Genomic DNA, 17,511 nt, shown 5'->3' with positions numbered 1-17,511 from the left:
AAAATCCCACAAAATGTGGGATTTTTTTAGTTTATAGAATTGGTGAGAATAAACGACTGAATACTTGTTTGAATTTCAACCAACGTGATTGTTTGTCAAAGTCCGCATAGGTCATTAATTTACTGCTTCTAATGTCGTTAACGTAGATTGAATGTAATTGTTCAGCCAATCCTTCATCGTAGATAAACGCGTTAATTTCGAAGTTTAGTTTGAAACTTCTAAAGTCCATGTTGGCGGAACCAACAGACGCGATTTTACCATCGACTAAGACGGTCTTGGCGTGAATAAATCCATCTTCGTAGAAGTAAATTTTGACACCATATTTTGATAATTGTTTTGCATAGTATTGCGTTGCACGATATACAAATGGGTGATCGGGCATGCATGGCACCATGATTCTAATATCAACACCTGACATGGCAGCTGTTCTGATAGCATCCAAAGCACTATCGTCTGGAATCAAATATGGTGATTGAATCCAGCAGTAGTTCTTGGCATTTTGAATCATCTTGATGTAACCCAATTTGATTTGTTGTAAATCAGAGTTAGGACCACTGGATACCACTTGGATATTGGTAGAACCTTCTTGGTATACCTTGGGGAAGTAGAAGCCCTTGGTTTCTTCAACATCAATCTTGTGTTCCATGTCGGTAACATTCCAGTCCAAGATGAATTGGGCTTGTAGATGATGAACGGCAGAACCTGAGATTCTCAAGTGAGTATCACGCCAGTTACCAAACTTCTTCTTACGACCTAGGTATTGGTCACCAATGTTAAAACCACCGATGTATCCGTACTTACCATCGATAACTACAATCTTTCTGTGATCTCTAAAGTTCAAACGGAAGTCCATCACGGCTGAGTGGGTGTGTAGGAATGGTTCTACGAATCCACCGGCTTCACGCAATGGGTCGAAGAAATGATGCTTGTTTCCCATTGAACCCCAACTATCGTAGATAACGTGGATTTTGACGCCTTCTTTGGCCTTTTTAATTAGTTCTTTTAAGACGCGATGACCAATTCTGTCATCGTAGAAGGTATAAAATTCGATGTTAATTGAACTTTTGGCGTTTTTAATATCAGAAATAATGCAATCAAATAAATGATTACCTTCGGTGAAGACCTTAACGTGGTTTCTTCTAGATAAGTCAGTAACGTCTGAGGTTTTGAACAGCTTAACAAGTGTTCTGTATGAGTATGAGACCTCATCAGCTCTGATTTTTTCCGGATTGTTATGTATCTTGCTCTGTTCTTTTAGGATGTCATACATCAATTTATTGTCTTTGTATTGGAAACGGAATAAACGTTTTTTAGGTAGTTTTCTTCCGACGAATGCATAAATCAAAAATCCCAGCACAGGTAGGAATGAAAGCACTAATAACCATGCCCATGTTGCAGCAATATCACGTTCTTCTCTAAAGACTGTAATCAATGCCAAAATTTCATTAATTATAATAATGTAATACAGGATGTTTAAAAGCATAATTATCCCTCCTTTAAGCTTAATATAGCATAATTATAGCACAATATATTTCGCTTTTAGCTCATCATGATATACTATAAACATATAAATCTAAGGAGGTTAGACTATGACGTCGACAATCGAGCTTAGAAATACCCTAACTTTGGATTACGAAGTAGGGCCATTCATCTCACTAATTGTTTCATTTAACGAAATTAGTAACAAAAATGATTATTTAAATTTAATCGAAACTGTTAAAGAAGAATTCATTCAAAAACACGACGAAAATATCTGGCCAAGATACGAAAGAAAATTAAGAAGATTCAACTTTGATCGCGCAAAACACATCGGAAATGGTTCTGGTGTCGCACTATACGTTAGTTTTAAAGCTATCCATTCATTTGACTTAACTCAACCAGTTAAGACCCAAATCTCAATCGATGACACCATGAATGTGGCGCAACTAATCAAGGAAATCGAAAGTCAACTTCACTACCGCGTTTTAATCCTACGCGATACCGACTTTAAGCTACTAAGAGTTGATAATGGTCACTTTAGCATCTTAAACCTTGTGAACAAGCCAATTCCGGTCCTTGTAAACAACGACAAGAATAAGTACTTCATGTTGGTTAAAGAATACCTAAGCGATTTATTTGATGACGATGACTACTTACAAACTGTGGTGGTTGCCAGTGAAGAAAACCGTAAGTTATTCAACGAATTAGCTGACCAAAAGACATTTGCGAAGGACATCGTAAGCAAGGTTGATATGGACGATCTTGGTCCCGATAAAATTTCTGAAATGATTGATGAATTGAACCAACAATTCTTCGATAAGTTAGCAAACGACAACAAAATTAAATACGAAAAAGCTAGTGATCACCGTTTAGTCGCAACCGATTTACGCGATATTATTTCAAACGCACTATCCGGTAAGATTGATACTCTATACATTAGCGAAGAAAGTTACAACAAGACTTTAAATGATTTAGCAATCACTACCATTGGTTTCGCAGGAAACGTTCTACTACTTCCAAAGAGCCAAATGCCAATGAACTTGGACTACGCTGCAATCACATTGAAGTTTTAATGCAATAAAAAAAGACCTAGATTTCTAGGCCTTTTTTTGTTTGGTTATTCTACATAACCATGTGAGAAGTCCCAACTACCAACTGGGTTAAAGGTAACACCCTTAACGTTGGTCTTTAATGCAACTGGGTTAGATGTTTGATAGAAAGGTACCGCACCTAATTCTTTATTTACTAGCTTACCTGCTTTAACTAAATCATCCCATCTCTTAGCTGGGTTATTAGCATCTACAGTGTTTGACTTGTTGATGTAGTTATCAAATTCAGAATTTTGCCACTTACTAAAGTTGATTGAACTATTTGATGTTCTGATGTTCAAAGCTGAGATTGGATCAGCATAGCCTGGGTCCCATCCGGTTACTACTAAGTCAAAGTTACCGCTAAATAATCGTGAGATTCTTTGTTGACGAGGAAGGTTAACATTACTTACTTTCAATCCTGGTAATTTTTGGAATTCAGCTTGTAAGTATTCAGTTGTTGCCTTAGCAACATCAGTATCGTCATAAGTTAAGGTTAGGTTCAAAGACTTCTTACCGACTTCTTTTAGTCCTTCCTTCCATAGCTTCTTAGCTTTGTCTAAGTTGTAATCAGCAGTTCCTTTTACATAAGTTGCCGCAGCAAAATCCTTGCCCTTGTAGTTAGCTAGACCATCAGCAACAAAGCCTTTGGTTGGGTTTGAGCCATCCCCTAATACATCGGTTACATAGTCTTTTCTATCGATAGCTAATGATAGCGCTTCTCTTAGTTTTAAATTCTTAAATTCAGGATCTTTTTGTTCATTTAGTTCTAAATAGTTTGAATACATCGTTTTGTACGTATGTAATTCTTTAGAACCCTTAAAGTTCTTTACTTGTTGTTTTCCAGAAAGTGAAAGTTCGTCCAATGAACCAGTTTGATATTCATTTAATCCGGTTTGTTGGTCCTTAACAACCTTCATGTTTACCTTGTTCAAACGAACAGTTGAGGCATCGTAATAATTTTTATTCTTAGCTAATGTCCAAGAATCATTGGTTCCGGTCCAGCCAGTAACGGTAAATGGTCCGTTGTATACTTGTGTGCTGCTTGAAGTACCATATTTCTTACCGTACTTAACGGCAACCTTTTTATCTTGTGGTAAGAAGGCAGAGTCGGTTAGAAGGCTCTTAAAGTATGATTGTGGTGATGATAGTTTAACCACGAAAGTGTATTTGTTTGGTGCACTCACCCCTAGTTTGTCGGGACTTAGTTTGCCGGTGCTAACTTCTTTGTAGTTAAGTAAGTGATCCATTAGATATGCATCTTGAGAAGCAGTTTTTGGATCGACAGTTCTTTGGAAACCATAGACGAAGTCGGAAGCAGTAACAGGGTCGCCATTGCTCCACTTTGATTTTCTCAAATCGAATGTATATGTTTTTCCATCCTTTGATACCTTCATGCTCTTAGCCACGCCATATTCATATTTGCTGGATGATGGGCTAAAAAAAAGGCCCCTATCAACATTGTTTAGTGTCGTAGAACTAATAGTATCAATACATTTAGATGGATCCAAAGTAATTAGATTTGCGTTTTGCATCCAGTTTAGTGATTGAGTTTTCGCACCCTTTGATTGGGTTGATGAATTACCACATGCTGCAAGTGATAATGTGACGGTTGCTAAAAATGGTAGTAGTAATAATTTTGATTTTTTCATATTTAATTCCCCCTAGTACACCTTTTGACCAAGTTTATATACTGATTTATCAACTTGTTGAACGGCTTTAACGTCTGCCAATGGATCGTCTTCTAACACTAAGAAATCGGCATATTTACCAGCTTCCAATGTTCCGTAATCATCCAAGTGCATTAGTTCAGCTGAATGTCTTGAAGTAGATAATGCTTCAAAATTAGTGAAACCTTCTTTTTCTACCATCAATTGGAATTCAACCGGTGTCTTAGAAAAATCGTTGTAAGGTGTACCAGCGTCTGTCCCTAAGGTAACCTTTACACCACTTTCCTTAGCATGGCGAACATTTTTGTAGATGTCGTTTAGGGCTTTCAAAAGTTTGTTTAGTTCCCATTTTGGTAGTGTGTCCTTACCGTATTCGGCAATGCACCAAGCAGAAACTAGTGTAGGTGTTAAGTAGGTATTGTGTTCTTTCATCAATGCGATTTCTTCATCATTAACATAAAAACCATGTTCCACTGAATCAACTCCCGCCTTGATGGCGTTCATGATTCCAGGATTTCCTTCGGCATGAGCTGCAACTACAGCATGCTTGTTATGGCTTTCGTATACAGCAACCTTTAGTTCTTCTAAGGTTAATTGGGCTTCATCCATGTAGTCTCCTGGTGACATCACACCACCGGTAGCCATGACCTTGGTACATTGAGCACCATTTTTAAAATTATTTCTAACTGCTTTTCTCATTTCGTCTGGAGAATCGACGGTCACTCCACTATGAGGTGCATCCCCGTGTCCACCAGTCATAGTCAAAGCGCGACCAGATGCCATCATTTCAGGCACCTTAGTCAATTTATTTTCTCTTTGTAGTTTAGCTAATGTTGCATCTAAACCATAAAGGCTACCGCATTCTCTTACATATGTAACCCCTGATTTAAGTAGCGCTCTTAGACTGTCTACCGCGCGCACTGTTGCGGTAGTTTGATCAGCATCAGGATTTCCGTCGGCTGTATCAGAATCTAAAGTGATGTGGGTGTGACAATTTACCAATCCTGGCATTACAAATTGACCTTTTAGATCAACTTGTTTGTCACTGTCTTGTTTTGTCGCGTCTTCACCGAATGCTAAAAACTTTCCGGTGTCTTCATCAACTAACATTGATGTGTTTGGGTATGTCTTATCTTCAAAACCATTAAATAAATTGAAGTTTGTATATAGAGTTTTACTCATGATTAAATCCTCCTAAAGTTAACACCTCAAGGGATAAATCATAGATAGCAACTGCAGTTTTCTTAAAACTATGTAGGTTTACCGCCTAATATTGGCGTTATTGTAAAAATTTAAACTAGTTACGATTCGCATTTAAAATGCCACTAATGTCTGATTTCATTTCCATCACCTCCTTAAATTGAGCAAATAAAAAAGCGCCCCAATTTCGCATACACGAAATAAAGGGCGCTTGCGCGCGGTACCACCTTTTTGTTATACCGATTCAAAATTAATTTCATAAAGATAAACGATATATCTCAAACAAACCCGTTGATTTGCAGATTCTGTAATGGGAATTCCCAGCCGAGACTACTTTATTTGCCTGGCAGCTCATAGATGATTTTCGTTTCAAACATTGTTAATCCCTTTCACCAAACGGGATCTCTCTAAAAACGTGGTCCGAAATTACTCTTTCTATTCTTCGCTTTTGTATTTATCTTTAATCGTATTCTAATCTTTTTATAATGATTGTCAAACTAAATGTCTAATTTTTCGTAAATATTTCTATATTTTTGCAATTAGTATCCCTTATGTGAGATACTATCATAGGTGTTACATGAATTTTTTCGGTAACCCCCATTTAATGACATTATAAATGAAAAAACTACACACGTTTTTAGATGTTTGTACTAGAATAATCTAAACGCATTATCTGAATTAGGAGAGGATTTTTTAACAATGTCAGACATACAACTAAGACCTATTATTAACGAATGGGCAAAAGACTTTAGCGATGAAATCGTTGATTTACATTACGTTAAAGAACAATTATCAGATGCACAATTTGATAACTTTATGAAACAAGTTAAGGCATTAGATTTATTAACTAATACCGAAGCTTACAAGATTATTTACGATGCAGCTAAGAACGATTTGGAACTAAACCACATCGATGATTTAGCAAACCGTACCAATCAACTACAACGTTTGATTGAAATTACTGGTGAATACAGCGATCAACCAAAATATGTTTTATTCGCAAACATGTTCGAAAACGCTGGTGTATCAACTGATGATACTTTCGCCCGTCTAACATATGCAGAACTTGCATTACAAGATTTTGAATAAGAAAACAAATAAGAGCGCCTAATATAGGCGCTCTTTTTATTTTTCAATCCATGGATTGTATGCTCCACCACTGATACAGGCAAAGAAAATGCCCTTATCTTTACTGGATAATTCGTTAACAACATCATGAATCTTTTGAGTATCAATTGCGGCAATATGGTAGTAATTACCGTCTTTTTGAATGTCATATTCTGGTAGTTTTGATTCTAGATCTGCACTAGTTCTAACGACATAATTCTTTTGCTTGGTAGTATTATCCAAAGAAAATTCTTCGTTAAAATCACGTTTTAAGTGCACATTGTTGGCCTTTAAATCTAAGATATCTTGCACTAACGCGTGGGCAGTTGGGAATTCACCCGCACCTTGGCCATTAAAGGTTAGTTTACCGATGGTAGTTCCACGTAACCCAACGAAATTGTAGTTATCATGGATTCCGGATTCAATTTGTCCGGGAGTATATAAAGTTGGTTCAACCACAAAGTTAAAACTGTTGTTTTTCATAAAACTACGACCTAGTAATTTCACGATTAAATTGTGTTTTTTGAAGTACTTAATATCTTCATCGGTAATATTTCTAATCCCAAATTTTAATAGGTGGTCACCTGGTTTCACAAAGGTGTTGTAGGCAATGTCCACACTAATACATAATTTATTTTCAATGTCGTATCCATCGATATCTGCACTCGGATCGGCTTCTGCGTATCCTAAGTCTTGAGCATCTTTTAGGACTTTATCGAAACTTTGACCAGTCTTAGTCATAGTATCCAAAATGTAGTTACTAGTTCCGTTTAGGATTCCGTGAATTGAATCGATTTGGTCGATGCGAAGTGCTCTTTCCAAATTAATAATCCAAGGAATTCCACCACCAACGGCTGATTCAAAGTAGAACTTTACACCATTTTCTTCAGCGATTTCATCAAATTCCTTCAAGTTTCTCGCCACGACCGCTTTGTTAGCTGTCACAACGTTCTTGCCATGTTTTAATGCATCGATGATCATTGTCTTAGCTGGTTCTAGTCCACCTAGTACTTCCACGACTACATCGACTTCTTCATCATTTAAAATCGTTGCGTAATCATCCACAAATAATTCGTTTTGATCAACTTTTTCTGGACGAACAAATACATATTTAACTGATAAATCTTTTTCAAATGGATGCAAAGCGCTGTCTTGAATAATCTTTAAGACTCCACTTCCGACGGTACCGTGACCTAAGATTGCAATTTTCATAGTGCAAGCCTCCTTTTTTGCTTTGGCTTTATTATATCTTATTTCGCAGATTCTACCGCGGTTAATTTTTTCGCTTTAGCAAAAGCTTGCTCTAAATCAGCAAAAAAGAGAGCGAACATATTTGTTCACTCTCTTTTTAGATACGCAGAATCTGCGATAATAATATTTAAATAAAATGAATGAAAGGACGACCGCCAGCAACGATTAATCCAATCACAATCACTAGTGCGAAAACTAGGATTAGGCTCATCACCAATCCAACAGTTAACGACTTTTTAGTCTTTTGGGCATAGGCCATTTCAATCAAGCCAATTAAGAAGATGGCTGATAAAACCTTCAAAATCGTGAACATGGCATCGCGTTCAAAGGCTTTGCTAAATAGTACAATTCCCGTCACGATGAAGACTAGATAAGACACTCTAGTGGCCATCATGTAAGGCTTAAAGTTATTCTTTTTGCATAGCGCGGTAATCACCAAAGCGATTAGTAGTACCGCAAAAATTAAGTGTATCCATAAAAACATGGTTTCATATTCCCCCGTTTATTTTTCTTTGTGTTCGTAATCTTGATCAATTTCAGATTCATCAACAAACAAAGTTCCGTCAGGGTTGCGTAGTGGAGTTAATGTACTTCCGTATCCACCGTATTCAACACCGGTTCTTTGATCGATGTAAATGGATACTCCTGTAAATGATTCTTCTACTAGTTTAAAACGTTTAGACAATTGATTTCCTCCTCGGATTAATTCAAAAAGTGTCATGTTTAGCTTTATTGTACAAAATAAAATGAGAATAATCAAAAAGACCAACATTTATGTTGGCCTTTTTACGTATTTATAAACAGATTAAATCATTTTACTTAAAAAACGTTGGGCGTTAGGGGTTTTAGGATTTGCGAAGAAGTCTTGTGGAGCTTGTTTTTCTTGAATCTTTCCTTCATCCATAAACCAAATTTCGTCTGAAACATTCTTAGCGAATTCCATTTCATGAGTAACGATAATCATGGTCATGTCCTTCTTAGCTAAGTCTTGCATAACGCTTAGTACTTCACCGACCTTTTCAGGGTCCAATGCTGAAGTTGGTTCATCGAATAGGATTACTTCAGGATCCATGGCTAGCGCACGTACGATTGCGATACGTTGGGCTTGTCCACCTGATAGGCTATCTGGGTAAACGTTTGCCTTGTCATCTAGGCCAACGGTCTTAAGTAATTCGTGAGCCTTATCTTCAGCGTCTTCCTTACTAATACCCTTAACCTTGATGGGTGCTAGTGTGATGTTATCGATGACTGTCTTGTTTTCAAACAAGTTAAAGCTTTGGAACACCATTCCGATGTGGGTTCTTAATTGAATTAGTTCCTTTTCAGAACTGCTTACTAGGTCTTTACCATCCAATAGAATCTTTCCAGAAGTTGGTTCACCTAGCATGTTAATGCAACGAAGGAAAGTACTCTTACCGGCACCAGAAGGACCTAAAAGTGAGATTACTTCACCCTTGTGGACTTCAGCATTGATGTCAGAAAAGATGGTATTATTTTTAAATTTTTTGGTTAAATTTTCAATTTTAATCATTGGTTCCATGGCTAATCTTCCCTTCTAAGTGTTTCATGATTCTAGAAATTGTAAATGTGATTACGAAGTAAATGACCATAATGACAGCGATTGGTGCGACACCTAGGTAGGTATCAGCTTGAACAGCTCTCATTTGATACATTAGTTCTCCAACCCCAATTACGGATGCTAGTGAACTATCCTTGATCAATGTTACTAGTTCGTTACCAAGTGCAGGCCAGATATTCTTGAAGGCTTGTGGTAACACGATGTATTGCATTGATTGTTTCTTGGATAGACCAAGTGATAATGCGGCTTCGCTTTGACCATCAGAGATAGAATTAATTCCCCCTCTAATGATTTCGGCGACGTAGGCCCCAGAGTTAATGGAAATAGCGATGATTCCTGAAGTTAAGGCTGGAACGTTAACGATGGTACCTAGACCAAAGTAGATGAACATAATTTGTACTAATTGAGGTGTTCCACGAATGAATTCGATGTAGCAAACGGCGATTGAATGTAATAGCCAGTTATGACTTAATCTCATTAGCGCAAATATAATTCCTAAGATGATACCGAAGAATACTGATACTACTGAGATGATCATTGTGTATTCAATACCTGAGATAAAGAAGTTCTTGTATTGCCACATTGTTTCAAATTGTGATTGTGACTTGTTGTTAGTAATGTGTTTTGCGGCTGCTGGAACGAATTTCTTGGTGTATAGGTTATCCTTGTTAACCTTATCAATTGTCTTGTTAGCAGCGTTTTCTAGGCTAGTAGCACCCTTGAAGAATGCAATCTTGTTTGAGCTTTCTTGACCAGGCATCTTAGCGTCAATAATCTTTAGACCTGGGTTGTGGGCTGCGTAAGCTTGAGCTACAGCAGTATCTAGTGGAATGGCTTGAATTTTTCCCGACTTCAAAGCAAGAATTAAATCGTTGATGTTTTCCATTCCCTTTAGGTTAATGTTCTTGATACCCTTCTTCACAGCGTCGTATTGTACTGATCCGATTTGAGCACCGATAGTCTTACCTTGTAAGTCCTTGTATGACTTGATTTTCTTGTCGTCGGCACTGTTTAATACCAAACTCAATCCAGATGAGTAATAAGTCTTACTGAAGTCGACACTCTTGGCTCTTTCAGGGGTTTCGTTCATCCCTGCAATAACCATATCAACTTTTTTAGTTTGAAGCGCAACTAGTAGTGAGTCAAATCCCATTGATTTAACCTTTAGTTTTACTCCTAAGTCCTTGGCGATGGCCTTACCTAATTCGATATCGGCACCGTAAACCTTTGAACCACCGTTATCTTTTCCAATAAATTCGTATGGAGGATAATCTGGTGCAGTTCCCATTACGATGTAACCTTTTTGCTTAATTTGTTGTAGTGAGTTATCAGAAGCTGATGCTTGAACACTTGGAACAGTGAATGCTGTTACGAATAGTGTTGCAATCATTAGCAACATGGTAATTAACACGGAATGTTTCATTTTATTCTTCATGATTCATTTCTCCCTTTAGTTTTTCTTTCGCTTTTTCAATCTGTTTATTGACTTCATTAAAACCAGTTGACCCATAACTCTTTCTTCTTTGAATTGCGACATGTGGTTTCAAATCTTCGTAGATGTCTTCTTCAAACAAGTCTGAATAGTTATGTAGTTGTTCTAATGATAGATCCTGTAAGTAACAATTTTCGGTTATGCATTTGGCAACTAATTCACCGGCGATACGGTGAGCTTGCCTAAATGGTAATCCTTTGGCTGATAGGTAATCAGCTAATTCAGTTGCGTTTGAAAAGTCCTTTTCGACCGCTTGTAGAATCAGGTCTTTATTGACCTGCATTGTCGCAATCATTTCGGTCATTAATTGTAGGATGGGTTCGATATTTTCGACTGTATCAAACACGCCAGCCTTGTCTTCTTGTAAATCCTTGTTGTATGCCAGTGGCAATGATTTCATCGTTGCTAGTAATGCATTTAGGTGACCGTATACCACTCCGGTTTTACCTCTAATTAGTTCACACATGTCAGGGTTCTTTTTTTGTGGCATGATTGAGCTTCCAGTACTGAATGCGTCTGATAGTTCGACGTACTTGAATTCGTAGCTAGACCATAAGCAAATTTCTTCGCAGAGTCTTGATAAGTGCATCATTAGAATGGAAGCATTACTTAGAAATTCAATGGCGAAGTCCCTATCTGATACAGCATCGATGGAGTTGTTGTAAGGTGCATCTAAACCTAACTCGTCGGCGGTGAAATGAGGATCGATTGGAAACGTTGTTCCCGCAAGAGCGGCAGCACCAATTGGTGACATATTGGTATGCTTTTGGTTGAATTCGAACCTGTCGTAATCACGGTCTAACATTTCGTAGTAGGCCATTAGGTAATGGGCAAATGAGATTGGTTGAGCGTGTTGTAAATGGGTATATCCTGGCATAATGGTTTCTAAATTTTCATCGGCTAGGTTAACCAATTCACTTTGAAAACTCCTAATTAGTGCCATGATTTGTGGTAGACGTTTCTTTAGGTATAAATGAAAGTCTAGTGCCACTTGATCGTTTCTTGAACGTGCGGTGTGGAGTTTTCCAGCGACAGCACCGATTTTTTCGGTTAGCACTGTTTCGACATTCATATGAATGTCTTCGTTTTGGTAGCTAAAATGAAGGTTTCCTTCATTAAATTCTTCCTTAATTGCTTTTAAACCATTCACGATTTGGTCTTTTTCGGCCTCTGTGATGATACCAACGTGGCTTAACATTGTGGCATGAGCAATTGATCCCTCGATGTCTTCGTTTGCCATCTTGATATCAACATTGATTGAGGCGCCGAGCCTCAAGAATAAGTCATTGGCATCGCCATTAAAACGACCGCCCCATAGTTTCTCACTCATCAGATTCACCTTCTAACTTGTTTTCAACTAGAACCTTTTCCTTTGTTTGAGTCTTCATAACATCTTTCATAAAATTCTTTTGTAAATTCTTTTGTTTTACTTGTGATGCAACTTGAGTAGGTAGTCCCCATAGTTTGATGAAACCAACTGAAGCATTTTGATCGAATGAATCGGCTGCAGTGTAAGTAGCTAGGTCTTCGTCGTATAGTGATTCTTCTGACTTAGAAGCGACTACGTAAACGTTACCCTTGAACAACTTCACTTTAACTGTTCCACTCACAGTGTCTTGTGATGATTGGATAAATGCCTTTAGTGACTTCATCAATGGTGAGAACTATAAACCGTTGTAGGTAAGGTTAGCGATTTGTTGTTCAATCATTGGCTTGAAGTGAGCTAAATCTCTTTCCATAGTTAGGTCTTCCATTGCCTTGTGGGCCTTTAGTAATACGGTAGCACCTGGTGCTTCGTATACTTCTCTGGATTTGATTCCTACTAGACGGTTTTCGATGTGATCGATACGACCGACGCCGTGTTCGCCGGCAACGATATTAACCTTTTTGATAACGTCAACGAAGTTCATTTCAACGCCGTTAACTGCGACTGGCTTACCTTGTTTAAAGGTGATGTCCATAAATTCTGGTTGGTCTGGAGTTTCTTCGATTGGTTTAGTAATATCGAAGGCGTCTTCTGGAGCTTGGTTCCATGGATTTTCTAGGACACCACATTCATTAGCACGTCCCCAGATGTTGGCGTCGATTGAATATGGAGAATCTAAATCAATTGGAATATCGATGTTGTGTTTCTTAGCAAATTCGATTTCTTCTTCTCTGTTCCAGTGCCATTGACGAACTGGAGTAACCACTGTCAATTTTGGATCTAGAGAATGGATAGCTACGTCGAAACGAACTTGGTCGTTTCCTTTACCGGTACAACCATGACAGATGTATTCGGCACCTTCTTGGTGAGCAATTTCAACTAGCTTTTGACTCATTAAAGGACGAGATAGCGCTGAGCTCAATGGGTATTGCCCTTCATACATTGCGTTAGCGTCTAATGCAGTTAGTAGGAAGTCTTCAGCGAATTCGTCTAGTGCATCAACAACGTATGACTTGATGGCACCAACCTTTAATGCTTTTTCTTTAATTTGGTTTAAATCTTTATGTTCCCCGTAATCTTCACCTACGTTAATGCAGCAGGCAATTACGTCAAAACCTTGTTCGATTAACCATGCGATTGAAACTGATGTATCTAATCCTCCGGAATATGCTAAAACGATTTTCTTTGATTGTTTCATGTGAAACATCCTCCTTTTTTGTATATAAACAATGAAATTTTAATTTCTATAGAGGACGATGTATTCGCGGTACCACCTCACTTTCTAACACCCTCGCGAATGCTAGCTCATAAAGTCAATGACTTCCGCGTTAACGCCGCCAACGTGTGCTTCTACTCGTTTCGAAGCTCACTCACAAGTACGATTAATCAAATGTCATTATTAACTCTCATCAACGTTAATTTCTCTGTAAATGATTGGTTTGATTAAATTCTTGATCATCATGCAAATATTTATATAAAAAAAGTCCCCTAGGAATAAATCCTAGAGGACGACTAATCGTGGTTCCACCTCAGTTTCTGACATTCTCACGAACATCAGCTCATAAAGTTCATACAAACTTTAACGATAACGCGTTAACGGTGAATTCTACTCATTTCGAATTCAAACTCATAGGTACGATTTAATTAATGTCATCCTTAGCTCTCACCCGGCTTTGCTAAGTTCTCTGTAAATGGCTGAATTAACTAAAATTCCTAATCACTGTTTTTAAAATTGATATTTATTTTTGGGTATAAAAAAATCCTCTTGGATAAGATATCCAAGAGGACGAATAAAATCGCGGTGCCACCTCAATTCCTAGTATTCTCACGAATACTAGCTCGAGAAGTTATAATAACTTCAGCGTTAACGCCGCCTACGATTTTTTCTACTCATTTCGAAAAATGACTCTCAGGTACGATTTAACTACCGTGTTACTCACTCTCATAACCGTGAGCTCCCTGTGAAACACTCAATAATTAAAATTCCTGTTCAACGTCTTATTTGATTGTCACTTATGTTAATACCTTCTCAGAAAAATTGCAATGCTTTAATTTTATTCTAATGAATCCCAAGGGTCTAATTCGACCGGAGATTGGCTTAATAGCGCGGTTTTATCATTAGATAAATATTTTTTATTTATTACAATTTCGTATACATATTCGTTCATCCAACCATCATCCATGATGAAATATCCGTTGACACCATTCTTTGATCCCCATGAATTTTCCACTTTCCATTTAGTTGGTTTATCATCAACTAAATCGACACCGGTTAATGCAGTGGCATGTGAAACGTTAGCTTCATGGTATTGTAGACGTTCTTTTTTACTCATTGATAAGTCAACATCAAAAAGTTCATCGTAATGGTATAGGTTTTCAGCTAGAAAGCCTTTTTTACGGTCAGATTGACGAGCAATGTCGTTAGCAAACCAAACAGCTTGACCATCTTTTAATTGCGCAATTGCAGCATTTTTTAGGTCTTCCATTGGTAGATTCAAGAATTCAATCTTTCTTCCATCAACCACGTTTTCTTGCGCTGATAAGCGATACATCTTGTCGTATTCCTTGTCAGGAGAGTTACTTAGGACGACGTAATCGTCTAAATCAGCATCTGATAGGTACTTTTCATAGAATGCCTTAGGGGTCAAGTCACGATCAATATGATAGTTGTCGTTATCATCCCTGTATTCAAAGTCAAAGGTCTTTGGCGGCACGCCAAGTGAGTACGCAGCAATCTTGTAAACTTCAGCTAGCATTTGTTCTCTAGCGTCATGGACGTCTTCTTCAGACACACCGTCGTTTACCATGTTACGTAATTTGAACGCATCGTTTCTTAGTTTGTAATTCAAAATTGATTTCAAATCACCGGTACTTTCAGAAACGTTGGTTTCACTAAACGCAGTGGTTGGCACAACCCCGTATTTTTGGACTAATGCTACGGCCATTGCCCATTGACCACCATCTGCACCTGGTCCAACTTCTAGGAAGTATTGAACGGTACGGTCATCTAGTGGCTTGTCCGCAGTGTTTACGATGCGGTCGTAAAAGATGTTAGCACGTTCAATCTTATCCCAGAAAAATAGATAGTTTTGGGATAATTCGAAATCTTTAACGTTGTATTTAGCGCCAAATTGGTGCTTTAAGGTGTTTAATAACGCAAACATCCAGCAACGACCTGATTGTTTTTGGTTTGACACCTTACCCGTCTTCACTTCAACAGAAAAGACGGGATTTAGTTTTTCAGTGGCTGTTTCATCGTATGAAACATTGCCAATTCCATTTTGTGTTACGGTTCTTTCCAAAATTGCATTGGTAGGATTTTTTTCGTAGGCCGCACGTAATTCTTTTAGATTTTGTTCGGTAATTTTTGTTTCAGTCATTATCTACGTCCTCCTTATACTGCTGCCCAAGGTTCTAAATCGACTGGGGTTTGTTCTAATAATTGTCTTTGTGAATCGGTTAGGTACTTCTTGTTGACGATTACTTCGAAGACGTTATTGTCCATCCAGTTATCTGCCATTACGAAGTAACCCTTTTCGCCGACCTTTTCACCCCAAGAGTTTTCGACCTTCCACTTAGTTGGTTTGTCGTCGACAATGTCGACACCAGTAAGTGTCATCGCGTGGTTAGGAATGTTGTCGTAGTAATCCAAACGTTGGGCCTTATCCATGTTCATGTCGATATCAAATAATTCAGCACGACGGTATAAATCGTCGTCTAATAGACCGTTTTGGCGGTCTGATTGTTCAGTCACGGTGTTGGCAAACCAGACAGTTTCACCATCCTTTAATTGTGCAATCGCAGCATCCTTTAACACATCCATTGGCATGTTTAAGAATTCAACTTGGCGACCGCCAACGACGTTTTGACCGGCCTTGTTACGGAATAATTGTTCCATCTTACGGTTAGGATAATTACCTAAAACGACGTAATCATCTAAATCAATTTCGAAGTATTTATCAAAGAATTGTTTAGGTGTAATGTCTGCATCTACATGGTAGTTTTGCTTGTCATCACGGTATTCAAAGGTAAATGTTTCACGTGGAACACCACATGCGAAACCAGCAATTTTGTAAACTTCTTTTAGCATTTCCTTACGTTTTTCGGCGATTTCGGCATCACTTTTTCCGGCATGAATCATGTCACGTAACACCATTGCGTCACGACGTAACTTACGGTTCAATACTTCCTTTAAATCGGAGGTATCTTCGGTTACATTGCTTTCGGGAAAGGCAGAAGTTGGCATTACACCGTACTTTTGAACTAGCGCAACTGCCATGCCCCATTCACCACCATCTGCACCCGGTGCAGCTAAGTAGCAGCGAAGTTCACGATCGTCGAAAGGCTTGTCAGCAGTATCGATAATGCGGTCGTAAAAGATGTTGGCACGTTCTACCTTATCCCAGAAGAATAGGTAGCTTTGTGATAGTTCAAAGTCCTTTACGTCGTAGCGTTTCGCAAAGTCATGTTTTAAAACGTTTAACAATGAGAATAGCCAGCAACGACCAGAACGTTTTTGGTTTGATACCTTACCAGTATCGATTTCTACGGAGTATGTGTGGTTTAATTTAGCCACTACTCGGTTATCTTTGGCGGTATTGTTAATGCCGTTCTTCATAACGGAACGTTGTAATACCTTGTTTTTTGGATCATTGTCATATTTTTCGCGCATTGCATCAAAGAACTCTTGCGTTAACTTAGTATGAGCCATTAATTACACCCCTAATTAGCTTATTAATCAGTACTCCAACCGATAGTCTTATCGAATTGAATGCGACCATTTTCTTCATCATCCATCGCTTGGTCGATAACGTCAAAGGCCTTTTCTAGTTGTTCTTCGGTAATTACCAAAGGTGGTTGGAATCTAAGTACGTTTCCCTTAACGGTAATCATGATTACCCCTAGTTCGAACATACGATAGATTAGTTTTGTCGCTACTTTAACGTCAGCTTTTCCGGTCTTAGGATTAATGATATCAATTCCACCGTCAAGTCCGTACATTCTAACGTCACCGACAAAACTGTACTTCTCTTTCATTCTATCAAAGAATACTTTGGATTTAACGCCTAAACGCTCACTACGTTCTAGTAGATGTTCGTCTTCGATGACGTCGATTGTGGCCATGGCAGCCGCTGTGGTAACAGGGTTTCCGGCGGTTGTGTACACGTTTGCTGGTGCTTGAAGTGATTCGATAATTTCTTTTTTACCGATGACCGCAC

14 protein-coding genes, 1 pseudogene and 4 other annotated features are annotated in these 17,511 nt (G+C 38.3%); of the genes and pseudogenes, 2 read left to right on the top strand and 13 right to left on the bottom strand.

All coding sequences use genetic code 11. From position 1 onward, the window contains the following. Positions 1-31: 31 nt before the first annotated feature. Positions 32-1,483, bottom strand: a complete 1,452-nt coding sequence (cls, locus tag KTJ72_RS01440; protein ID WP_041153221.1) for a cardiolipin synthase — start codon at positions 1,481-1,483, stop codon at positions 32-34. Between the two features lie 106 nt (positions 1,484-1,589). Between cls and KTJ72_RS01435 the strand changes: the two genes are divergently transcribed. Further along, positions 1,590-2,552, top strand: coding sequence for a baeRF3 domain-containing protein (locus KTJ72_RS01435; protein WP_041153222.1), 963 nt, complete (start codon positions 1,590-1,592; stop codon positions 2,550-2,552). Positions 2,553-2,596: 44 nt separating this feature from the next. Here KTJ72_RS01435 and KTJ72_RS01430 read toward each other — a convergent pair whose 3' ends face one another. After that, the gene (locus KTJ72_RS01430) at positions 2,597-4,219 is read right to left on the bottom strand and encodes a peptide ABC transporter substrate-binding protein (RefSeq protein ID WP_217303952.1); all 1,623 of its coding nucleotides are present in this window, start codon (positions 4,217-4,219) and stop codon (positions 2,597-2,599) included. A gap of 12 nt (positions 4,220-4,231) precedes the next feature. Further along, positions 4,232-5,419 carry a metal-dependent hydrolase family protein gene (locus KTJ72_RS01425; RefSeq protein ID WP_217303951.1) on the bottom strand — a complete coding sequence of 396 codons (1,188 nt, stop codon included), beginning with the start codon at positions 5,417-5,419 and terminating at the stop codon, positions 4,232-4,234. 218 nt (positions 5,420-5,637) lie between these two features. Then, positions 5,638-5,889: a binding site (T-box leader), on the bottom strand. Between the two features lie 247 nt (positions 5,890-6,136). On the opposite strand from KTJ72_RS01425, the gene KTJ72_RS01420 reads away from it, so the two are divergent. Beyond that, complete coding sequence (locus KTJ72_RS01420; RefSeq protein ID WP_034530580.1) at positions 6,137-6,526, top strand: hypothetical protein; 390 nt, start codon at positions 6,137-6,139, stop codon at positions 6,524-6,526. Between the two features lie 36 nt (positions 6,527-6,562). Here KTJ72_RS01420 and KTJ72_RS01415 read toward each other — a convergent pair whose 3' ends face one another. The 10 genes and pseudogenes from KTJ72_RS01415 to KTJ72_RS01370 form a co-directional block, all read right to left on the bottom strand. Continuing rightward, on the bottom strand, positions 6,563-7,756 hold the full coding sequence (locus KTJ72_RS01415) for a homoserine dehydrogenase (RefSeq protein WP_217303950.1): 1,194 nt from the start codon (positions 7,754-7,756) through the stop codon (positions 6,563-6,565). 166 nt (positions 7,757-7,922) lie between these two features. Further along, positions 7,923-8,279, bottom strand: coding sequence for a YisL family protein (locus KTJ72_RS01410; RefSeq protein WP_041152689.1), 357 nt, complete (start codon positions 8,277-8,279; stop codon positions 7,923-7,925). A gap of 18 nt (positions 8,280-8,297) precedes the next feature. After that, a complete protein-coding gene (locus KTJ72_RS01405; protein ID WP_034530593.1) occupies positions 8,298-8,480 on the bottom strand; it encodes a DUF6440 family protein in 183 nt (60 codons plus the stop codon). Between the two features lie 120 nt (positions 8,481-8,600). Next, entirely contained in the window at positions 8,601-9,335 is a 735-nt protein-coding gene (locus KTJ72_RS01400; RefSeq protein WP_041152688.1) for an amino acid ABC transporter ATP-binding protein, read from the bottom strand. Next, positions 9,319-10,809: an ABC transporter substrate-binding protein/permease gene (locus KTJ72_RS01395; RefSeq protein WP_232347942.1), complete on the bottom strand. Its 1,491-nt coding sequence runs from the start codon at positions 10,807-10,809 to the stop codon at positions 9,319-9,321. The genes KTJ72_RS01400 and KTJ72_RS01395 overlap by 17 nt, the downstream gene beginning before the upstream one ends. Next, positions 10,799-12,199: an argininosuccinate lyase gene (gene argH, locus KTJ72_RS01390; RefSeq protein ID WP_249419538.1), complete on the bottom strand. Its 1,401-nt coding sequence runs from the start codon at positions 12,197-12,199 to the stop codon at positions 10,799-10,801. Before argH ends, KTJ72_RS01395 begins: the two co-directional genes overlap by 11 nt. After that, positions 12,189-13,490 (bottom strand): annotated as a pseudogene (locus KTJ72_RS01385) (argininosuccinate synthase). The gene argH and the pseudogene KTJ72_RS01385 overlap by 11 nt, the downstream one beginning before the upstream one ends. A gap of 48 nt (positions 13,491-13,538) precedes the next feature. Then, positions 13,539-13,760: a binding site (T-box leader), on the bottom strand. Positions 13,761-13,793: 33 nt separating this feature from the next. After that, positions 13,794-14,022 (bottom strand) — a binding site (T-box leader). A 49-nt stretch (positions 14,023-14,071) separates the two neighbouring features. Continuing rightward, positions 14,072-14,295, bottom strand: a binding site (T-box leader). 51 nt (positions 14,296-14,346) lie between these two features. Next, on the bottom strand, positions 14,347-15,672 hold the full coding sequence (locus KTJ72_RS01380) for a C1 family peptidase (RefSeq protein WP_217303948.1): 1,326 nt from the start codon (positions 15,670-15,672) through the stop codon (positions 14,347-14,349). A 14-nt stretch (positions 15,673-15,686) separates the two neighbouring features. Then, the gene (locus KTJ72_RS01375; RefSeq protein WP_217303947.1) at positions 15,687-17,003 is read right to left on the bottom strand and encodes a C1 family peptidase; all 1,317 of its coding nucleotides are present in this window, start codon (positions 17,001-17,003) and stop codon (positions 15,687-15,689) included. Positions 17,004-17,026: 23 nt separating this feature from the next. Further along, positions 17,027-17,511, bottom strand: a 485-nt coding sequence (locus KTJ72_RS01370; protein WP_217303946.1) for an aminotransferase class III-fold pyridoxal phosphate-dependent enzyme, incomplete at its 5' end; no start/stop codon positions are given.

Source organism: Apilactobacillus waqarii, assembly GCF_019061205.1.
GTDB classification, from domain to species: Bacteria; Bacillota; Bacilli; order Lactobacillales; family Lactobacillaceae; genus Apilactobacillus; species Apilactobacillus waqarii.
The sequence above is the reverse complement of the archived record's forward strand: the minus strand, read 5'-3'. Positions and strand labels throughout refer to the sequence as shown.